This window comes from Nitrospira sp., assembly GCA_015709715.1.
Taxonomy (GTDB): Bacteria; Nitrospirota; Nitrospiria; order Nitrospirales; family Nitrospiraceae; genus Nitrospira_A.
In genome coordinates, this window is the sequence record CP054184.1 from 631931 (window position 1) to 647937 (window position 16007).

Genomic DNA, 16007 nt, shown 5'->3' on the forward strand with positions numbered 1-16007 from the left:
CTTATAGAGTAGGCGCGCGCCTGGGCCCACAGCAGGGTCCATGGTCGGCACGCGCGCGACGGACGGACGGATGCCTGACGCCACTTCCCCACAATCACCCCTCTTGCTTGCCGACGAAGCCCTTGCCCTGGTGGTTCAACTCCACTCCGGCCACGCCTCGGAGCAGGATCGTCGGGCCTGCGAGGCCTGGCAAACACGAAGCCCGGCGCACCGCCTCGCGTTTCAACAAGCAGAGACACTTTGGGAGGCAATCGGCCGAATCCCTGCGGTGGGTGCCGACTCGACTCCTTCCGTATCAACCGCCTTGGCTCGACGCGTACCTCACAGGTCACGGCGACGCATGTGGAGCATTGCGGCCTGCTTGCTCCTGTGGCTCCTGTGGGTCTCTGCCGACCCACTGTTGATGGGCCTTCGCCTCGCCACAGCCGACCATCGGACTGACACAGGAGAGCAGCACGTCGTCATCCTCCAGGATGGGACGCGGGTGATGTTGAACACCGACACAGCGCTCAATGTCGCCTTCTCCGCACAGCAGCGCGAGGTCCGTCTACTCAAGGGAGAAGCCGCCTTCAGCGTCACACCAGACCGGGATCGTCCCTTCATCGTTCAGAGCGGCGAGGTCACCACGCGCGCGCTCGGCACCAGTTTCGTCGTCCATCTCCATCCCCACTCCGTCACCGTGACCGTATCGGAACACGCCGTCCAGGTATCCACGTCACCCACTGACACCGGAACGCCGATTGTCCTGCAAGAGGGCCAGCAAGCCTCGTACTCCGAAGAAAGAGGGTGGAGTCCACCGCAGGCGATCGATTCGAACCAAGTGTTGGCGTGGCAGCGGGGCAAGTTGATCTTCGAGGAACAATTCCTTGGAGCCGTGGTCGAGGAGCTCAATCGATACCGTTCCGGCCGTATCCTCATTCTGAATCCGGCCCTGCGTACACTGAAAGTCACCGGCGTATTCGACCTGGCAGATCCCGATACGGCGTTACGGATGATCGAACGCACGCTACGCATTCACGAGACCAGCCTCAGTCCGTACCTGGTTTTGCTCCACTAGACGAGTCGCTCCCGGCACGCTCATCCGCTCCCCGGATCACTTCGTAGGATTTTTTTCGCACAAACCGCATTTTTCATTGCAAGGTTTCCGGCCCTGTCCGTCTTTACCTATGGAACGCCGGTCCGGAATCGTCCGGCCTTCGTCTATAGATTTCCGGTTTCATGGAGACAAGGATAGGGGGAAGAATGCAGTTCTCATGGCACATCATCATCGCATCGGTGTCGGCCTTCTTGTTTCAATCGGCTGCCAATCTGGCTGAAGCCGGCAACAACCGGCTCACCACCTACGAGCCCCGTCCCTTCCTGCTCGCGCAGGCGTCGCCGAGCGGCGAGCCCACGGAGACGACGGAGTTCAACATCTCGCCGCAGCCACTGGGTTCGGCCATCACGACATTTGCCGATCAAGCGAACTATCGCCTCTTGGTTCCCTCGGAGATGACGGAGGGCAAGACCACGAACGGTGTCTCCGGTCGTCACACACCCGAAGAAGCCCTGACGCTGCTGCTCACCGGAACCGGTCTGAGCTATCGATTGACTGATTCTCGCACCATGACCCTCGAACCGGCCGGCGTCACGCCGCTGCCGCCGTCACCCGTAGCCCAGGCGACATCACCTGAGCCCCCCAATCCCAACACCCAGGTGCAATCCGGCGCCAAACCGGTGAAGGTACCCGAGGTCGTCATCAAGGAAGTGGAGGATCGCGGCTACAGCGTGGATGAGTCTTCGACAGCCACGCGCATTCCGGCACCCATTCATGACACACCGCGGTCGGTCGAGGTGGTGACCCGCCAGGTGTTGGACGATCAAAAGGTCATCCGCTTCAGCGAAGCGCTGCGGAACGTGAGCGGCGTCTCCCAATCCAGCACCCAGGGTGGACAAGGCGGCACCTTCATGATCCGTGGCTTTGCCTCCGAACTCAACGTGTTCAAGAACGGCTTCCGCGACGACAGCACGTTCAGTTCGCGCACCCAGCGGGACATCATCAACATCGAAAGCGTCGAAGTGGTCAAGGGCCCTCCCTCGTACCTGTACGGAAGGTCCGATCCGGGTGGCGTCATCAACCAGGTCACGAAGGCGCCCCTGAAGAATCGCTATTATTCGGCGGAAATGATCGTCGGCAGTTACGGCTTGTATCGCCCACAGATCGACATCGGCGGGCCGCTCAACGAAAGCAAGACACTCACCTATCGGTTCAACGGCATGTACGAGTCCGCGGAAAGTTATCGTGACGGGGTGAAGAGCCAGCGCATTTTCCTGGCGCCGACGTTCGGCTGGGAAATGAGCTCCCGGACCACGTTACGGTTCGAGGGTGAATACCTCTTCGATCGATCGCCCATCGACCGGGGCCTCATTGCCTTCGGCAACGGCGTGGCCCCCATCCCCATCAGCCGGTTCTTGGGCGATCCCAACCGGAAGATGGAAGTCCAGCAGGGCAAGGCCACCATCACCCTCTGGCACGAGATCAACGATATGTTCCGGTGGCGTACCGCGTTCAGAGCCGCGGCGGCCCGCAGCCGGTATTCCAGCTTGGAATCGAACTTCCTGGTCGGTGCCGAGAGCGACGGCATCCTGAACCTGGCGCGGTACGAAATCCCGACGACGGTCCAGAGCCACTATCTCCAGAACGAATTACACGGCAACTTCTTCACCGGTTCGATCAAACATAAGACGATCATCGGCATCGAACTGGGCCGGGAAAATTCCTCGGCCACGGCTTCGGGAGATTTCGGCGGCGACACCACCACGCCGGGCGCCTTCAGCTATATCAACATTTTCAATCCCAATGACCGGTTATTCTTGAATCCGACCCTCACGAAATTCAGCGACGCCAGCCAACAGAACAACATTCTGGGTGCCTATGTCGGCGACCAGGTCGATCTACTGGACAACCTCCATATGCACTTCGGCGGGCGTTTCGACCTGTTCGACCAGACCATCACGAACCGCCCCGACGGCCTGACGCCGACGGGCAGCGAGAACACCAAGACCGATACGGCCTTCAGCCCGTCGGTCGGCATCGCCTATCAGCCCTGGAAGCCGATCACCCTCTATGCCAACTATACGGAATCCTTCGCCCCGCAGAGCGCCGGTTCCCGGAGCATCAGCGGCAATCTGTTCGACCCAGAACGCGGCAAGTCGTATGAGGGCGGCGTCAAATACGAAGCCTTCGGCGGCAAGTTGCGATCGACCGTAGCGGTCTTCGACATCAAGAAGAAAAACGTGCTGACCGCCGACCCGCTCAACGGCTTCTTCTTCTCCGTTGCGACAGGCGAACAACGCAGCAAGGGCGCGGAGTTCGACATCTCAGGCCAGATCCTGCCGGGATGGGACATCATCGCCAACTACGCCTACATCGACACGCGCGTGACCAAAGACCTGCTCTTCGCCGAAGGCAGCCGCGCACCGAACAGCGCGCTGCATCAAGGCAGCCTCTGGACGACCTACTTCTTCCAGGAGGGCGTCGTGAAGGGCTTCGGGGCCGGTATCGGCATGTACGCGCAGGGAAAACGCAACGGGATCTTCCAATGTCAGGATCCGGCGAACTGCCAAGCTCCGTTTGAGCTCGCCGGATATGTTCGTATGGACGCGGCGCTTTATTATCGCAAGCAGGAAGTCTTCAACAAGACGAACCTGCTCGCCGCGATCAACTTCACCAACCTGCTCGATCATCGGTATTTCAGCGGCGCGCAGAATTTCCGCGAGATCGTCTACACCGGCGCGCCGTTCACCGCGGTCGGGTCCCTGAGGTTCGAGTTTTACTGAGAGGGAGGGCCATACCGACAGCAGCGCGAGGCGCGCATCTGATCACAGGTGTACGCCTCGCCCGTTGAGGAGCAGGAGAGGGCAGACGACGGGTTATTGCTCGGCTCGTTTGAGTTGAGCTTTAAGGTCCGCGAGAGCAATCACCACCAGTTCGCCGCACCGGTGGCACTTCACAACGACACCCCGCTTTTCGATCCGAGCCGTGAGTCGGCCGCAGAGGCACCGGACATCCTGATCGGCCTGGGCTGTCGCACTTTGATTCATCGAGGTCTGTCCTATTGGCGGCGAAGAATCTCGCTCTTATATAGGACGTACGACGCGGCCTAAACCTTACCTCTCTCCCCTCGGTCCCTCGGCTACGCGGAATCGGCAGGCGCAGGTGTGGTTTTGACCACCTCACGCGTCTCCTTCATAGAGGGACCAGGCCCATGCTCACTCAGCCTTTTCAACCGGCGCATCAAACTCATCCGACCGCCAGCCGACCGATCCCGCCGACACCAGTTGGAACCGTGGCAACCCAGCCGGCTCGAAAGTCTCTCAGAAAACTCTGGTTGCGCCTCCATTTGTACGTAGGCCTGATCGGAGGCGCACTGTTCGTCTTGACCAGCCTGACGGGCAGCCTCCTGGTGTTCTACAAGACCATCGATGAATGGCTGAATCCGGAGCAGTTGATCCGAACTGTCGGGAGCGATCATCCCCTGAGCGACATCGTGGCGGGAGCCAGGACCGCGCATCCGGATTGGTCCCCTCCCGACACCCTCATCTTTCCGCTCCACGAGCGTGACACGTTCCATGCCTGGTTCAAGGATCCCGCTGCCGCCCCTCCCGAGGAGCACTGGCATGTCGTCGCTGTCGATCCCTCGACCGCCCGCCCCTTGAGTGACCGTCGATGGGGCAGCTTTTTCGTCTCCTTCATCTATGAATTGCACCAAGAGCTGCTGCTGGGAAGACCGGGCGAGATCTTCGTCGGCCTCCTAGCTGTCCTGCTCCTCGTCTCGATCGGAACGGGACTTTACCTCTGGTGGCCGGCCCCGGGGAAACTGCGCCGCGCCTTCTCGTTTCAATCCGGCGGGAGTCTCATCAGAAGACATTATGGCTGGCACAAGCTGACAGGCCTCGCCGGCGCACTTGTGCTCACCCTCCTCGCCGTGACGGGATTTTATTTGGAGTTTCCTGACGCTGTCACCTCGGTCGTGCGCTGGTTCTCACCGGTGCGGGACCAATCGCCAGAACGGCAGCCACGGTCAGAACCGCAAGCGGGAGTGCCCAGGATTCCCCCCGAGCAGGCGGTCGCCGTTGCCCGAACCGTCTTCCCGGACGCCACACCAATGTGGCTCGGCCTGCCCCAGCACGAGCGCGACAGTTATTCCGTGGGGCTCCGTCAACCAGGAGAGGTGCGCCAGGCGGGAGGACAAACCGAGGTCTGGATCGATCAATACAGCGGCACGGTGCGAAGGGTCGAGGACTGGCGAACGTTCACCCGCGGGGAAACCCTGTTGTCCTGGCTCTTTCCTCTTCACAACGGCGAAGCGTTCGGGTTGAGCGGCCGCTGGATCATCTTCGCCGCCGGGTTGACGCCGCTGCTGCTCTATGTGACGGCCTTGCGGATGTGGTGGTTGAAGCGAGACGCCCATCGGCGCCGACGGGAAAGTTAGACGCGACGCAAGATGCGTCCTTGTGCAACCGAGACGTGCCGGACCATCACCTGCCGGCTCTTCACTCGACAAGCGCCACAGAGCCCATAGAGTTCCAGCCTGCAGGCCGTCAGGTGAAAGCCGTGATCGGTAGCCACCTCTTGCCGCAAACGTTCGATGGCCGGATCCTCGAATTCGACGATGTGGCCGCACCCGGTGCAGATCAGGTGGTCGTGCGCTCCCTTCGCCGAGAGGTTGTCGTATTGCGTTTCCTCGCCGAAGCGTCGAGCCTCCGCAAACCCCTTCTCGCACAACACCCGCATCGTCCGATAGATCGTGTTCAACGGCGCACGTAAGCCCTGCCGGTTGAGCCGGCCATACAGCTCGCGGACCGTGATGTGCTCCTCCTGCAGAAAAGCCTGGACGATCCGTTCGCGCTGCAGGCTCCAATTCAGCCGTGAACGGCCCAAACTCGTCCGGACCCGTTCGATTCCCTCCCTCACACGCCGGTCCCGCCCGTCTGGCTGAGACCGCATCGTCATCGCTTTCATTCGAGCCGTTCTCCAGGATTTATCACGGAACGACCGCGCTGCCGCACCGCCTTTATTGAATAAGACGCACAACTCCCCGCACACCACACCCGGCATGATGGCCCGGGCTGAATGAACCTGGAAAATGAACATTCCCATTCAGATTGGGCCTCCCCTACTATCTGCCGCACCACCGACCGATTGTCGACCAACGCAACAGGACCCATGTCGGAACTGACACAACACGATCTCTCAGCCTTGGTTCGCGATCACGGGCCTGAGCTGCAGCACTTCCTCACCCGTCGCTTGGGCTGCGCCGATACCGCCAAGGACCTCGTGCAGGACACCTTTCTTCGCCTGCTCCAGAACATGCCGGGCGAAATCCTTGGTAATCCGCGCGCATTCCTCTTCCGGGTGGCGACGAATTTACTGATCGATCACCACCGGCGCCAGCAGCACCGGGATACGGTGACGCTGGACGACCCGGAGCGCCCGCTCGACCAAGCAGACCAGAGTCCCTCCATCGAAACGGTCGTCTGGTCGAAGCAGCAGGTGGCACGCCTGAAACTCGCCATCCAGGAGTTACCCCCGAAATGCCGCCACGTCTTTTTGCTCATCAAATTTCACCACATGAGCCATGCCGATGTGGCGGCCCAACTCGGGATTTCTCAAAGTACGGTCGTCAAGCACATGATCAAGGCGGTCGACTTTTGTCGCAGCCGCCTCGAGGATCCCTAGCGCCGCCGCCGCACCCGAATGGATGTCCAGGCCCCGTGACGCGTCTCCCCTACATGGGGAGCCGGTTGAGCCGACAACGTGACAAGACCGTGGCTGTGGCGTTACCATGACCCACCCGATGGGCACACCGGAACCCAACACCGTCGCTTCAACCGCCTCCGCCTGGCTCGTCCTGATGCAGACCGGACCCGTCACGGATGACGAGCGCCAGCGCTTTGCTGAGTGGTTGTCCGCAGACCCGACCCATCCCGCCGCCTATCGGGAGGCCGAACGATTCTGGCGCGCGTTGGATGGGTTGAGCCCGGACGATATCCGTGAGCTGGAGCGGTCCCTGCCTCAGGAGTCGGCCCGCGAGTCGACGCAGCCCCTCCAGTCCTGGCGCCGTCTCACGGCGATGGCCGCCTGCGTGCTGCTCGTCACGGGTGCCGGCCTGTGGTTGGCACTCGTCCTCTGGCCGCTCGGAGGCTACCGCACCGCGGTGGGGGAACAGCGCACCCTCACCCTGCCCGACGGTTCGACGATTCAGTTGAATACGGATACCTCGCTCTCGGCCGTGATCACGGACCGGGAACGGCGCCTCACCCTCCATCGAGGCGAAGCCTTCTTCGCCGTCGCCCCGGACCAGGCTCGCCCCTTCGAAGTGACGGTCGGTCAGGGCACCATCCGCGCATTGGGCACCGCCTTCAATGTCAGAACGGACAGGGACCGCACGACGGTCACGGTGTCCGAACACAGCGTGCGCATTCGTCTGGGGCACGAACCTTCCATCGACGTCCAAGCGGGCGAGCAGCTTCGTTATCAGCCGAGTGGATGGCTCGGAGCAGTGGAACGGGCCGACCTAAACCGCGCCTTGGCGTGGCAGCAGCATCGTCTGATGTTCGAGAACCAACCGTTGCCTGAGGTGCTGGATGAAGTGGCCCGCTACCGCTCCGGACGGCTGGTGTTTCTGCGGGATCAGTCCCTCAACACACTGTTGGTCACGGGTTCCTTCGATACGGAGCGACTGGATCACTTCTTCTCCGCTCTTGAAGAAAGCCTCCCGATCCGCATCGTGACGATCGCCGATCGCGTGATCCTGCTGTACCGAAGCCGCATCGCCAAATCGTAAACTTTTTCTCGCCGCAGTAGACCTTCGTCTTCGTCCGTCCGTCGTAGTGAGTGGGCCGCACATCGGCTCGACCACCAGTGGTACTACGACGGAAAGGATGAGATATGTTCGCACCGCTTCTCTTTTTGGGCCTGCTGATGATGTCCTCGGCCCCAATCGGCACGGCGCAAGCCCAGGACGCGCCTGCGTCATCCCCGCAGACCTTCGCCATCGCGCCGCAGCCGCTCTCCTCCGCCTTGCTGCAATTTTCCAGCATGACGCAGATCGAATTGCTCTACGATGCGGCCATGACGCGTGACGTCGAGACGCAGGGCGTCTCGGGCGAGTACACTCCCGAGGAGGCCCTGCGCATCCTACTCCGGGACACGGGGCTGTCCCCGCGTACCACGACATCCGGCAGCATCACACTGGAACGGATGTCCGCCCCTCAATCCATGTCTGCTGCAAGAGCGCCGAGTCTCGCGACGGCAGCGGTACCCGAAACCTCGCCTCGACCTGCCGCACAGAAGTCGGTGAAAGTTCCAGAAATCGTCGTCAAGGATATCCGGGACCGCGACGACGACACCCAGACCTATGTCGCCGAGGAATCCACCACGGCGACCAGAACCGACACGCCGATCCGCGACGTCCCGCAATCGATTCAAGTCATCACGCGCAAGGTCATTGAAGAGCAGCGCACGTTCCGCTTGCAAAACACCTTGGAGAACATTTCCGGCATTAATGCCACGGAGTCCGCAGCCTCCCTCTATGATTCATTGATCATCCGAGGATTCACCGCCACGGATCGCAGCTATTTCCGAAACGGCCTACTCGACCCCTTCGCGCAGTTCACGGCGTCGGACACCTACAACATTCGTCGGCTGGAGGTGCTGAAGGGCCCGGCCGCCGTCCTCTACGGACAAGGAGATCCGGGAGGCGTGATCAACATCGTGACGCACAAGCCCCTGCCGAACGCAGCCTATTCGGCGAACGTCACGCTGGGTAATTTCCACTTCTACCGCTCCGAACTCGACGCGACCGGCCCGCTCAATGCCGCCAAGACAGTCCTCTATCGCCTGAACGTGGCAGGGCAGAAGGCCGGCAGTTTCATGGACTACGCGAACCGCGATTTAGCGGCGATCGCACCGAGTGTGACCTGGCTCATGAGTTCACGCACCACCTTGACGGTCGAGGCGGACTACTTGCGCCGCTGGAGCAATGATCCGTACGGCCTGCCGGCACAGGGGACGTTTCTGCCGAACCCCAACGGCGAGATCCCGCGCCATCGCGCCACCACCCTCGGCAACTTCAGCACCTTCAATCGCACCTCCTATCGCTTCGGGTATGACCTGACGCATCAGTTCAACGACAAGTGGTCCATCCGCAATGCCTTCCGCCACACGATCGCGGAAGACGACCGAAACAATCTGTACGCAGGCTTCGGGGGCGTCTTGGAACCGGACTTCCGAACCATTCAGCGGTTTCAGGTCCTGCAGCCAGGCGTCGCCCGTCGCCATGCCAATTCGATGGTGACGAACCTGGTCGGGCATTTCCGTTTCCTCGACATGGACCACACCCTCTTGACCGGCATCGAGTTGCGTCAGGAGAAAACCGACCAATCCAATTACACGGTCGCCGGTGCCCCTCCTCTGGATCTCTTCGCTCCGGATTACTCGCTGCCTCCCCTGCCGTTCACGGGCGATCGTGTGAGTTTCCGAGCCGATAACAAGACCGCCGCCGTCTACATGCAGGATCAGGTGACCATCCTCCCCAACCTGAAATTTCTGGGCGGACTCCGCTTCGACTATGTGCACCAATTTCAACAGTCCGTAGGTGAGCCGCAACAGACCGCGGACAACCACGCCGTCAGCCCCCGATTGGGCCTCGTCTACCAGCCGGTGGAGCCCGTCTCCCTCTACACGTCGTGGACCAAGGGTTTTCAGCCGAGTTCGGCCGCCTCGTTGAATCCGGACGGCGGGTTGTTCAAGCCGGAGCGGTCGACGCAGTACGAAGTCGGCATGAAAACGTTCTTCTTCGACAACCGCGTCTCGGCTACCCTGGCCTGGTTTCACCTGACCCGCGAAAATCTCCTCACGCCGAACCCCGACCCGGCTCTCGCGCTACAAGGGTTTTCGGTGCAAACGGGTGAACAACGCAGTCAAGGCATCGAGTTGGATGTCACCGCGCAACTGACGCCCGGATGGAATATCCTGGCCGGCTATGCCTACACCGATGCCGAGGTGACGAAAGATACCGACACCTCGTTGGTCGCCAAACGGCTGGCCAACGTGCCGTACAACAAGTTCACCTTCTGGTCGACCTACCACATCCAGGAAGGGCTGTTACAAGGTTTCGGCGCCGGCGGAGGACTCTTCGCCTACACGGGCCGCAACGCCTCCATCTTCGGAGATCAAACCGAGATGCCGGGCTACATCCGCGCCGATGCAGCCCTCTACTACAACCGCGACCTCCAGAAGGGCAACTGGCTGGGAGCGAGGAGCATGCATATCGCGCTCAACGTCAGAAATCTGCTGGACCAACGGTATGTCGCCACCTCCTACAACGGTTCGAATCAGTTCTTCTTCGGCGAGCCTCGAACGGTGCTGGCCACCGTCGGGTTGAGGTTCTAAGGCCATGCCGCTGATCTGGATCGGGACAGGTCTTCTCTTCGCGCTCCTGTCCGCTTGCGCCGAAGGCCGGTGGGTGCAAGCGGGCAAGACCGACGCCCAGACGCAGGAAGATTGGGACCAATGCAAGGCGGAGGTATTCTCCGGCGTAGAACATCAGAAAGACACGATGGCGGGCGGGGTCAACTTGAGCAGGTGCATGCAATCGAAAGGCTATCGCTACGTCGAGGACCACCCGCCGCAAGGCTCCGGCCCGGAAACTCCTTCGTCACCCAAGGAAGCCTCGGCACAAACTGATCCCGGCGTTGAGCGCGGTTTATTTGAACCTCAGCCGTGAGCTGGTACGGCCCGCGGCGGCGGCCGTGACGACGCGCACGCCGACTCCACTTGATACCCGCACGCCGCGTCCCCTCTACCAGCCGATTGAACCGACCATCGGATATGCGGCCGTGATCGCTGAGGCGCAGCGTGAAGCGCAACGAAGAGGCTGGACGGAACCGGCCGGTGGGGCATCCTACAATCCCCGATACGGGATCTACCAAGTCCGATTTTTTCAACCCGGTGACGACATGCGTCTTGACTCCGCGTCGACGGAGGTGACAGTCTACTTAGCATCCCCACTCCACGCATGGTGATACCATGACGACTCTGATCAACATCCCCCTATCGGTGATGACACTGGTGACCGCCGCGCTTACAGGCTGCGCTCAAGTCGCGTCTGGCGGGCGATTCTCCTCATCCGAACCTTCCGCTGAGAGGGCTTGTGATCAATCGACTTACGAACGCAGCTACGTGACCACCTGCGTCTCCACGATGTCCCGAGACCCGGACACTCCGATTCGAGACATTCCGTCCTCCACGCAGGTCATCACGCGGCCTGTCATCGAAGATCAAAAAGCCCTGACCGTCGGCGATGCGCTGCGCAACGTGAGCGGCGTGCAGGGACGATAACCGGTGCGGATCGGCGGCCCTCTTGGACCCCTTGTTCGGAGGATTCATCATCGAAGGGAGCATCGCCATGACAGGCTACATCGTTCAAATCGAAGAGGCTCGGGAGGTATCAACCGCGGCGATCAGCCCAATAAGCCCTATGTGATCCTGGTGTCGCGGTGCACGATCCCATCGAGACGCGCGACCAGCTCAATGCCTCACTTCAGCATGGCCGCGCCCACCTCCGTGAGAAGTTATTCCCGCCTTTAAAAACATCTACATCTATCCGTTCCTCGCTGAATTGCTGCAGTTGGACATTCCGCCGGACATCGATGGCCGGCCGGGGTGACTGAGAGGAGTCCTGCTCGAATAGTGTGGAGCCTAGGACGACGTCACTGGCTGCTTCGAAGTCCGGTTTCCGCACCGGCCTGATCGAGATGGGTGGCGAGGAACCGCTCCATTTCACGAAAGAACGTGACGCGGTCGTCTTGACGGCTGAGGTAATGATCGCCGTCTGGCAGTTCGACATATCGCAGGCGGGTGAAACCTGCGTCTCGCAGGGCCTCGACCATCGCGCGGGATTGTTCGACCGGCACGGTCCGATCCTCCGCCCCGTGCACGATCAGGAGCGGGGTGCGTATCTTGTCAGCGTGATTGACCGGAGACGTGGCCTTCAGCCGATCGCGATCGGACCACCAGGCGCCTAACTGCCGCTCTGATCCCAGCTCATACCCTAAAAACTGCCGTTTGTCTTTCAGTAGCGAGCGGAGGTCCGACACTCCAGCAAAGCTCACCGCGCAACGGTACAAATCCTGTGTCTTGACGACTCCCATCAATGCCGCATAGCCCCCATAACTTCCACCCACGATACAGATGCGTTCAGGGTCGGCAATTCCCTGCTCGATCGCGTATTGCGCGGCATCCGTCAGATCGTCCTGCATTTCGAGACCCCAGCGCTGGAATCCCGCTTGTAAAAACTCCTTGCCGTAACCGCTGGACCCCCTGAAGTTCACTTGCAGCACGGCCCAGCCGCGACTGGCGAGAAACTGGGTCCAGTAATCAAAATTCAGCACATTTCTACTGGCCGGTCCTCCGTGAGGCAACAAAATCAACGGCGCGTGCTGCCGTGCCTGCGCCGGACGAGTCACGTACCCATGCAAGACCGTGCCGTCTCTGGCCTTAAGAGTCACCGGGATGGGCTCGACCAGTTCATTCGGGCCCAGCTTCGGATACGCATCCATCATCAACGTGAGCCGGTTGAGATCCTCGTCGTACAGATACCATTGAGGAGGTTGGGTCGCATGGCTGGACACGACGATATGTCGGCGACCATTCCGACTGCTGTCCTGGATGTCATTGATTCGTCCAGGAAGGGCCAGATCGACCCTGGTCTGCAGTGCTTTCGCATCAGGATTCCAATAGAGACTGGCCGATTCGTCTAGGCGACTGTGAACACCCACAACGTGTTTGAGCCAGGACGAATAGATGAGACCGCCCTCGATGTCGTACGTGGCATGGGATGCCCGGAGCGTAGGCGGCACCTGCGGGTCAGAAATGTCGATGCTGTAGACTGCGGTTCTTCCGTCCAGAGCTTGCGCGACGAAGAGCATGTTGGGATCCTCGTCAAATCCCAAAGGCGTGATATCCGGTTCACGTAGTGCGTCATACTTCCGCAACGTCTGCCAGCGATCCTGTCCCACCGGTTTGACCAAGATGTGGACGATGGTCCCTTCAACGGCCGTTCCCAACCGCACGACCCCCTGTCGGTCCGCCATCCAATACCGCATCCCATAGGTACTCCTCTCGATCAACTCCCGGCGGCCGGTGTATACATCCAATTTGTAGACATCGGGATAGGTGTGGTGGTCGAGATCGAGTGCGATCAGGACGGATCGGTTGTCCCCGGGAATCTTGCCGATGACCCTATCCTGCAACTGCGGGAGATATCCCCTGGCAAAAGAGTTATGGTCGCGACTCGGACTGATCAGATCCGTCTTGAGGTTCGACCCGTCGCGATTGATGGCGAAGAGGCGCGTCTCCGTCCACCGGAGATTGCTCCACCCATCGTCTGCCCCCACGCCCACCACCAACCGTTCGTCATTGACCCAGTCAAACCAGCGAATCGAGTACCGCTTGTTGTCGCTCTCCAAGAGTCTTCGAGCGTCCTTGCCGTCGTAGGTCGTAACCACCAGATAGGTCTTGCCCGCGGCAGTATTTTGAATGGAGGCGATGTGGGCCCCGGAGGGCGACAACGTCATCCTGCGTACCAGCGGGAGGGACGCAAAGACCTTCAGGGGGATCCGACCGGGGGTATCTTCCATAACTTCTACCGGCAGTGGGTCGGAAGTTTGCCGCTCAGGCGTCCGGCAGCCTCCGATGAGCGCGACCGACATGATCACCGTGGCCGATAGCGCGACGACCCGCACTGACCGGAGTGACCGGACAAGGGTCGACGGCCAACAGTGGCGTCGATCGGTGGCCGCTACGGAAAACGGACGACTCGGCATGGCAGGCCCTCCTGAGACTGGGGAGACAGTATGGAGCGCGAGAGAAAACCCAGTGTAGGAAGGGACTAGAAAACGGTCAATCGCACGACCAAATCCTGCAACAGGGAGACCGGAACAGACCAGCACCATCCACACTTTCAATCAGTTAAGATTTTTTTCATTTTCGGGTGTTGGACGGGCCCACTCATACGTCTTGTTAATAGGGTACTCGGAATATTCCGACGCCCTCGTATTCTTCTGCTTATCCGGCACAGAAAGGGATCGTTCGGTGGAGAGTCTCAAAGGCTTCGTTGATTACGGGATCATCGGGCTCCTCTTGGCCCTCAGTGTATGGGCCGTGGCGGTGGCCGTAGAGCGATGGGTGTTCTATCGCCGCATCGACGTTCGACGATACCGATCCGAACAGGAATTCGAAGTGGCCCTCACGAAACGGTTGGTCGTGATCGGAACCGTGGCGGCGAACGCCCCCTACATTGGCCTGCTGGGAACGGTGCTCGGCATCATGTTGACGTTCCACACGATGGGGTCGTCCGGCACCATGGCGGTTCAGACCATCATGGTCGGCCTGAGCTTGGCGCTCAAGGCCACCGCCGTCGGTCTGTTGGTCGCGATCCCCTGCGTCGTGCTCAACAACGTGCTCCGTCGGCGGGTCACGGAATTGATCACCCAGTTCAAGATTCAACATGGGGCGTGAGCTGGATCAAATCAATGTGATCCCGCTGGTGGACGTGATGCTCGTCCTGCTGGTCATCGTCTTGACCACGGCCACGTTCATTACCACGGGGCAGGTACCCGTTCAGTTGGCGAAGGCGCAGGCCGCCTCGGACCGCAAGGACGTCCCGCTCGTCGTCACCTTGACGGCTGAAGGGACGGTCTTCATGAACGATCAGCCCGTTCCGCCGGAGGGATTGCGCAGCCTGCTCAATCCACACCCGCGGGAATCATCCGTGCTGGTGCGCGCCGATCGAGTGACGGTCCTGGATCGGTTCGTCACCATCGTGGATGAGATCCGAGGCCTAGGCTTTCAGCAAGTCAATCTGGAGGTGGTCCGCACATGAGCCTGGCGCTGCCATTGGACTCGTCACAACGCCAGCGGGCCTCCCTCTGCTGGGCTTTTTCCATGTCGTTCCACGGCCTGCTCGTCGGCATGGCCGCCGTGCTGCTCACGGAAATACCACCTCCACCTCCGCCCACCTTCAAGTGGGACGTGGCGGTCGTGCAATCGCCGCCTCCTCCTGCGGCGGAACCGGCGCCCCCGCCGCCCGTCGAGTCGCAGCCGCCGCCGACGCCTCAGCCGGTCACACCACCGAAGCCCAAACAGGTGCCGGTCGCCAAGGCTCAGCCCGTCGTTCGGCAGGTGCAAGCGGTTCAGCAACCGCAACCGATTCAGCAGGTCCAGCCCATCCTGGAAACTGTGCCGATGCAGACCGCCGTGCCGGTGCACACCGCCCAGGCCGTTCAACAGGTCACCACCCAGCGGGTCGAAGCCGTCACCCAGACGGTCCAGGAAACCGTCAGCCCCACACCCGAAGTGACGCAGACGGTCGTGGAAAGCACCACGGTCGTCGAGGAAACGGCTCCCGCCGTACAGCACTCGGCACCCCAGGCCGTAGCCTCAGCCGAACCGGTCACCAGGCAAGCCGAGGTCGCCACGCAGGTCGCGGCGGTGGTGAGCGACGTTCCGGCAGTGGAATCGGCCCCCGCTCCGATTGAGGCCCCGCAGCAGGTCCAACAGGCGATCGTGCAACGGCCGGTCCAAACCGTGCAGCAGCGGGTCGTGCAGCAGCGGGCAGTACAATCGCGACCGGGGGAACGCCCCGACTACGGCTGGCTGTCTCAGGCTCTTTGGTCCTCGGTCGATCAACGCAAGCGTTACCCCGCCGAAGCCAAGCGGAACCACTGGGAAGGCCGCGTGATCCTTCGCCTCACGATCGAGCAACGCGGCGCGGCGGTCCATTTGCTCGATTTGGCGCTGGAAGAGAGTTCCGGCCATTCGGTGCTGGATCGCCATACGCTCGACATGGTGCGCAATGCCTTTCCCCTCAAGGTCAAACATCAATTGGCGCAATCGAAACTGCAGCTCGATCTTCCGTTTTCATACCGTATGGAATAATCACTCTTCTCGACCGACCTAT

15 protein-coding genes are annotated in these 16007 nt (G+C 60.9%); 12 read left to right on the top strand and 3 right to left on the bottom strand.

Annotated elements, in window-relative coordinates:
• Positions 1-40 precede the first annotated feature (40 nt).
• Together HRU82_03085 and HRU82_03090 are read left to right on the top strand one after the other, a co-directional pair.
• Positions 41-1057, top strand: a complete 1017-nt coding sequence (locus tag HRU82_03085; protein QOJ33991.1) for a FecR family protein — start codon at positions 41-43, stop codon at positions 1055-1057.
• 185 nt (positions 1058-1242) lie between these two features.
• Positions 1243-3819: a TonB-dependent siderophore receptor gene (locus HRU82_03090; GenBank protein ID QOJ33992.1), complete on the top strand. Its 2577-nt coding sequence runs from the start codon at positions 1243-1245 to the stop codon at positions 3817-3819.
• A gap of 93 nt (positions 3820-3912) precedes the next feature.
• On the opposite strand, the gene HRU82_03095 is transcribed toward HRU82_03090, so the two are convergent.
• Positions 3913-4083: a hypothetical protein gene (locus HRU82_03095; protein QOJ33993.1), complete on the bottom strand. Its 171-nt coding sequence runs from the start codon at positions 4081-4083 to the stop codon at positions 3913-3915.
• A gap of 164 nt (positions 4084-4247) precedes the next feature.
• Here HRU82_03095 and HRU82_03100 point away from each other — a divergent pair, with 164 nt between their 5' ends.
• Positions 4248-5474 (top strand): PepSY domain-containing protein, encoded by a 1227-nt coding sequence (locus tag HRU82_03100; protein QOJ33994.1) that lies wholly within the window; start codon positions 4248-4250, stop codon positions 5472-5474.
• Here HRU82_03100 and HRU82_03105 read toward each other — a convergent pair.
• Positions 5471-5989, bottom strand: coding sequence for a transcriptional repressor (locus tag HRU82_03105; protein ID QOJ37095.1), 519 nt, complete (start codon positions 5987-5989; stop codon positions 5471-5473). The genes HRU82_03100 and HRU82_03105 overlap by 4 nt on opposite strands.
• A 219-nt stretch (positions 5990-6208) precedes the next feature.
• On the opposite strand from HRU82_03105, the gene HRU82_03110 reads away from it, so the two are divergent.
• From HRU82_03110 to HRU82_03135, 6 genes are all read left to right on the top strand, one after another.
• A complete protein-coding gene (locus tag HRU82_03110; GenBank protein ID QOJ33995.1) occupies positions 6209-6721 on the top strand; it encodes an RNA polymerase sigma factor in 513 nt (170 codons plus the stop codon).
• Between the two features lie 118 nt (positions 6722-6839).
• Complete coding sequence (locus HRU82_03115) at positions 6840-7829, top strand: FecR family protein (protein ID QOJ33996.1); 990 nt, start codon at positions 6840-6842, stop codon at positions 7827-7829.
• A 104-nt stretch (positions 7830-7933) separates the two neighbouring features.
• The gene (locus HRU82_03120; protein QOJ33997.1) at positions 7934-10438 is read left to right on the top strand and encodes a TonB-dependent receptor; all 2505 of its coding nucleotides are present in this window, start codon (positions 7934-7936) and stop codon (positions 10436-10438) included.
• A 4-nt stretch (positions 10439-10442) separates the two neighbouring features.
• On the top strand, positions 10443-10772 hold the full coding sequence (locus HRU82_03125; protein QOJ33998.1) for a hypothetical protein: 330 nt from the start codon (positions 10443-10445) through the stop codon (positions 10770-10772).
• Positions 10741-11070, top strand: a complete 330-nt coding sequence (locus HRU82_03130) for a hypothetical protein (GenBank protein ID QOJ33999.1) — start codon at positions 10741-10743, stop codon at positions 11068-11070. The genes HRU82_03125 and HRU82_03130 overlap by 32 nt, the downstream gene beginning before the upstream one ends.
• Positions 11071-11074: 4 nt before the next feature.
• Positions 11075-11386, top strand: a complete 312-nt coding sequence (locus tag HRU82_03135) for a TonB-dependent receptor plug domain-containing protein (GenBank protein ID QOJ34000.1) — start codon at positions 11075-11077, stop codon at positions 11384-11386.
• Between the two features lie 371 nt (positions 11387-11757).
• On the opposite strand, the gene HRU82_03140 is transcribed toward HRU82_03135, so the two are convergent.
• Positions 11758-13872 carry a S9 family peptidase gene (locus HRU82_03140; GenBank protein QOJ34001.1) on the bottom strand — a complete coding sequence of 705 codons (2115 nt, stop codon included), beginning with the start codon at positions 13870-13872 and terminating at the stop codon, positions 11758-11760.
• A 268-nt stretch (positions 13873-14140) separates the two neighbouring features.
• On the opposite strand from HRU82_03140, the gene exbB reads away from it, so the two are divergent.
• Genes exbB through HRU82_03155 form a run of 3 tightly spaced genes read left to right on the top strand, consistent with a single transcriptional unit; the run spans position 14141 to position 15985 of the window.
• Complete coding sequence (exbB, locus tag HRU82_03145) at positions 14141-14566, top strand: TonB-system energizer ExbB (GenBank protein QOJ34002.1); 426 nt, start codon at positions 14141-14143, stop codon at positions 14564-14566.
• Positions 14556-14930, top strand: coding sequence for a biopolymer transporter ExbD (locus HRU82_03150; GenBank protein ID QOJ34003.1), 375 nt, complete (start codon positions 14556-14558; stop codon positions 14928-14930). The genes exbB and HRU82_03150 overlap by 11 nt, the downstream gene beginning before the upstream one ends.
• Entirely contained in the window at positions 14927-15985 is a 1059-nt protein-coding gene (locus HRU82_03155) for an energy transducer TonB (protein ID QOJ34004.1), read from the top strand. Before HRU82_03150 ends, HRU82_03155 begins: the two co-directional genes overlap by 4 nt.
• Positions 15986-16007 lie beyond the last annotated feature (22 nt).

Bases quoted from the DNA above. Each gene is read 5' to 3' on its own strand.
- HRU82_03085 (QOJ33991.1), top strand. From the start codon at position 41: ATGGTCGGCACGCGCGCGACGGACGGACGGATGCCTGACGCCACTTCC.
- HRU82_03090 (QOJ33992.1), top strand. From the start codon at position 1,243: ATGCAGTTCTCATGGCACATCATCATCGCATCGGTGTCGGCCTTCTTG.
- HRU82_03095 (QOJ33993.1), bottom strand. From the start codon at position 4,083: ATGAATCAAAGTGCGACAGCCCAGGCCGATCAGGATGTCCGGTGCCTC.
- HRU82_03100 (QOJ33994.1), top strand. From the start codon at position 4,248: ATGCTCACTCAGCCTTTTCAACCGGCGCATCAAACTCATCCGACCGCC.
- HRU82_03105 (QOJ37095.1), bottom strand. From the start codon at position 5,989: ATGCGGTCTCAGCCAGACGGGCGGGACCGGCGTGTGAGGGAGGGAATC.
- HRU82_03110 (QOJ33995.1), top strand. From the start codon at position 6,209: ATGTCGGAACTGACACAACACGATCTCTCAGCCTTGGTTCGCGATCAC.
- HRU82_03115 (QOJ33996.1), top strand. From the start codon at position 6,840: ATGGGCACACCGGAACCCAACACCGTCGCTTCAACCGCCTCCGCCTGG.
- HRU82_03120 (QOJ33997.1), top strand. From the start codon at position 7,934: ATGTTCGCACCGCTTCTCTTTTTGGGCCTGCTGATGATGTCCTCGGCC.
- HRU82_03125 (QOJ33998.1), top strand. From the start codon at position 10,443: ATGCCGCTGATCTGGATCGGGACAGGTCTTCTCTTCGCGCTCCTGTCC.
- HRU82_03135 (QOJ34000.1), top strand. From the start codon at position 11,075: ATGACGACTCTGATCAACATCCCCCTATCGGTGATGACACTGGTGACC.
- HRU82_03140 (QOJ34001.1), bottom strand. From the start codon at position 13,872: ATGCCGAGTCGTCCGTTTTCCGTAGCGGCCACCGATCGACGCCACTGT.
- HRU82_03150 (QOJ34003.1), top strand. From the start codon at position 14,556: ATGGGGCGTGAGCTGGATCAAATCAATGTGATCCCGCTGGTGGACGTG.
- HRU82_03155 (QOJ34004.1), top strand. From the start codon at position 14,927: ATGAGCCTGGCGCTGCCATTGGACTCGTCACAACGCCAGCGGGCCTCC.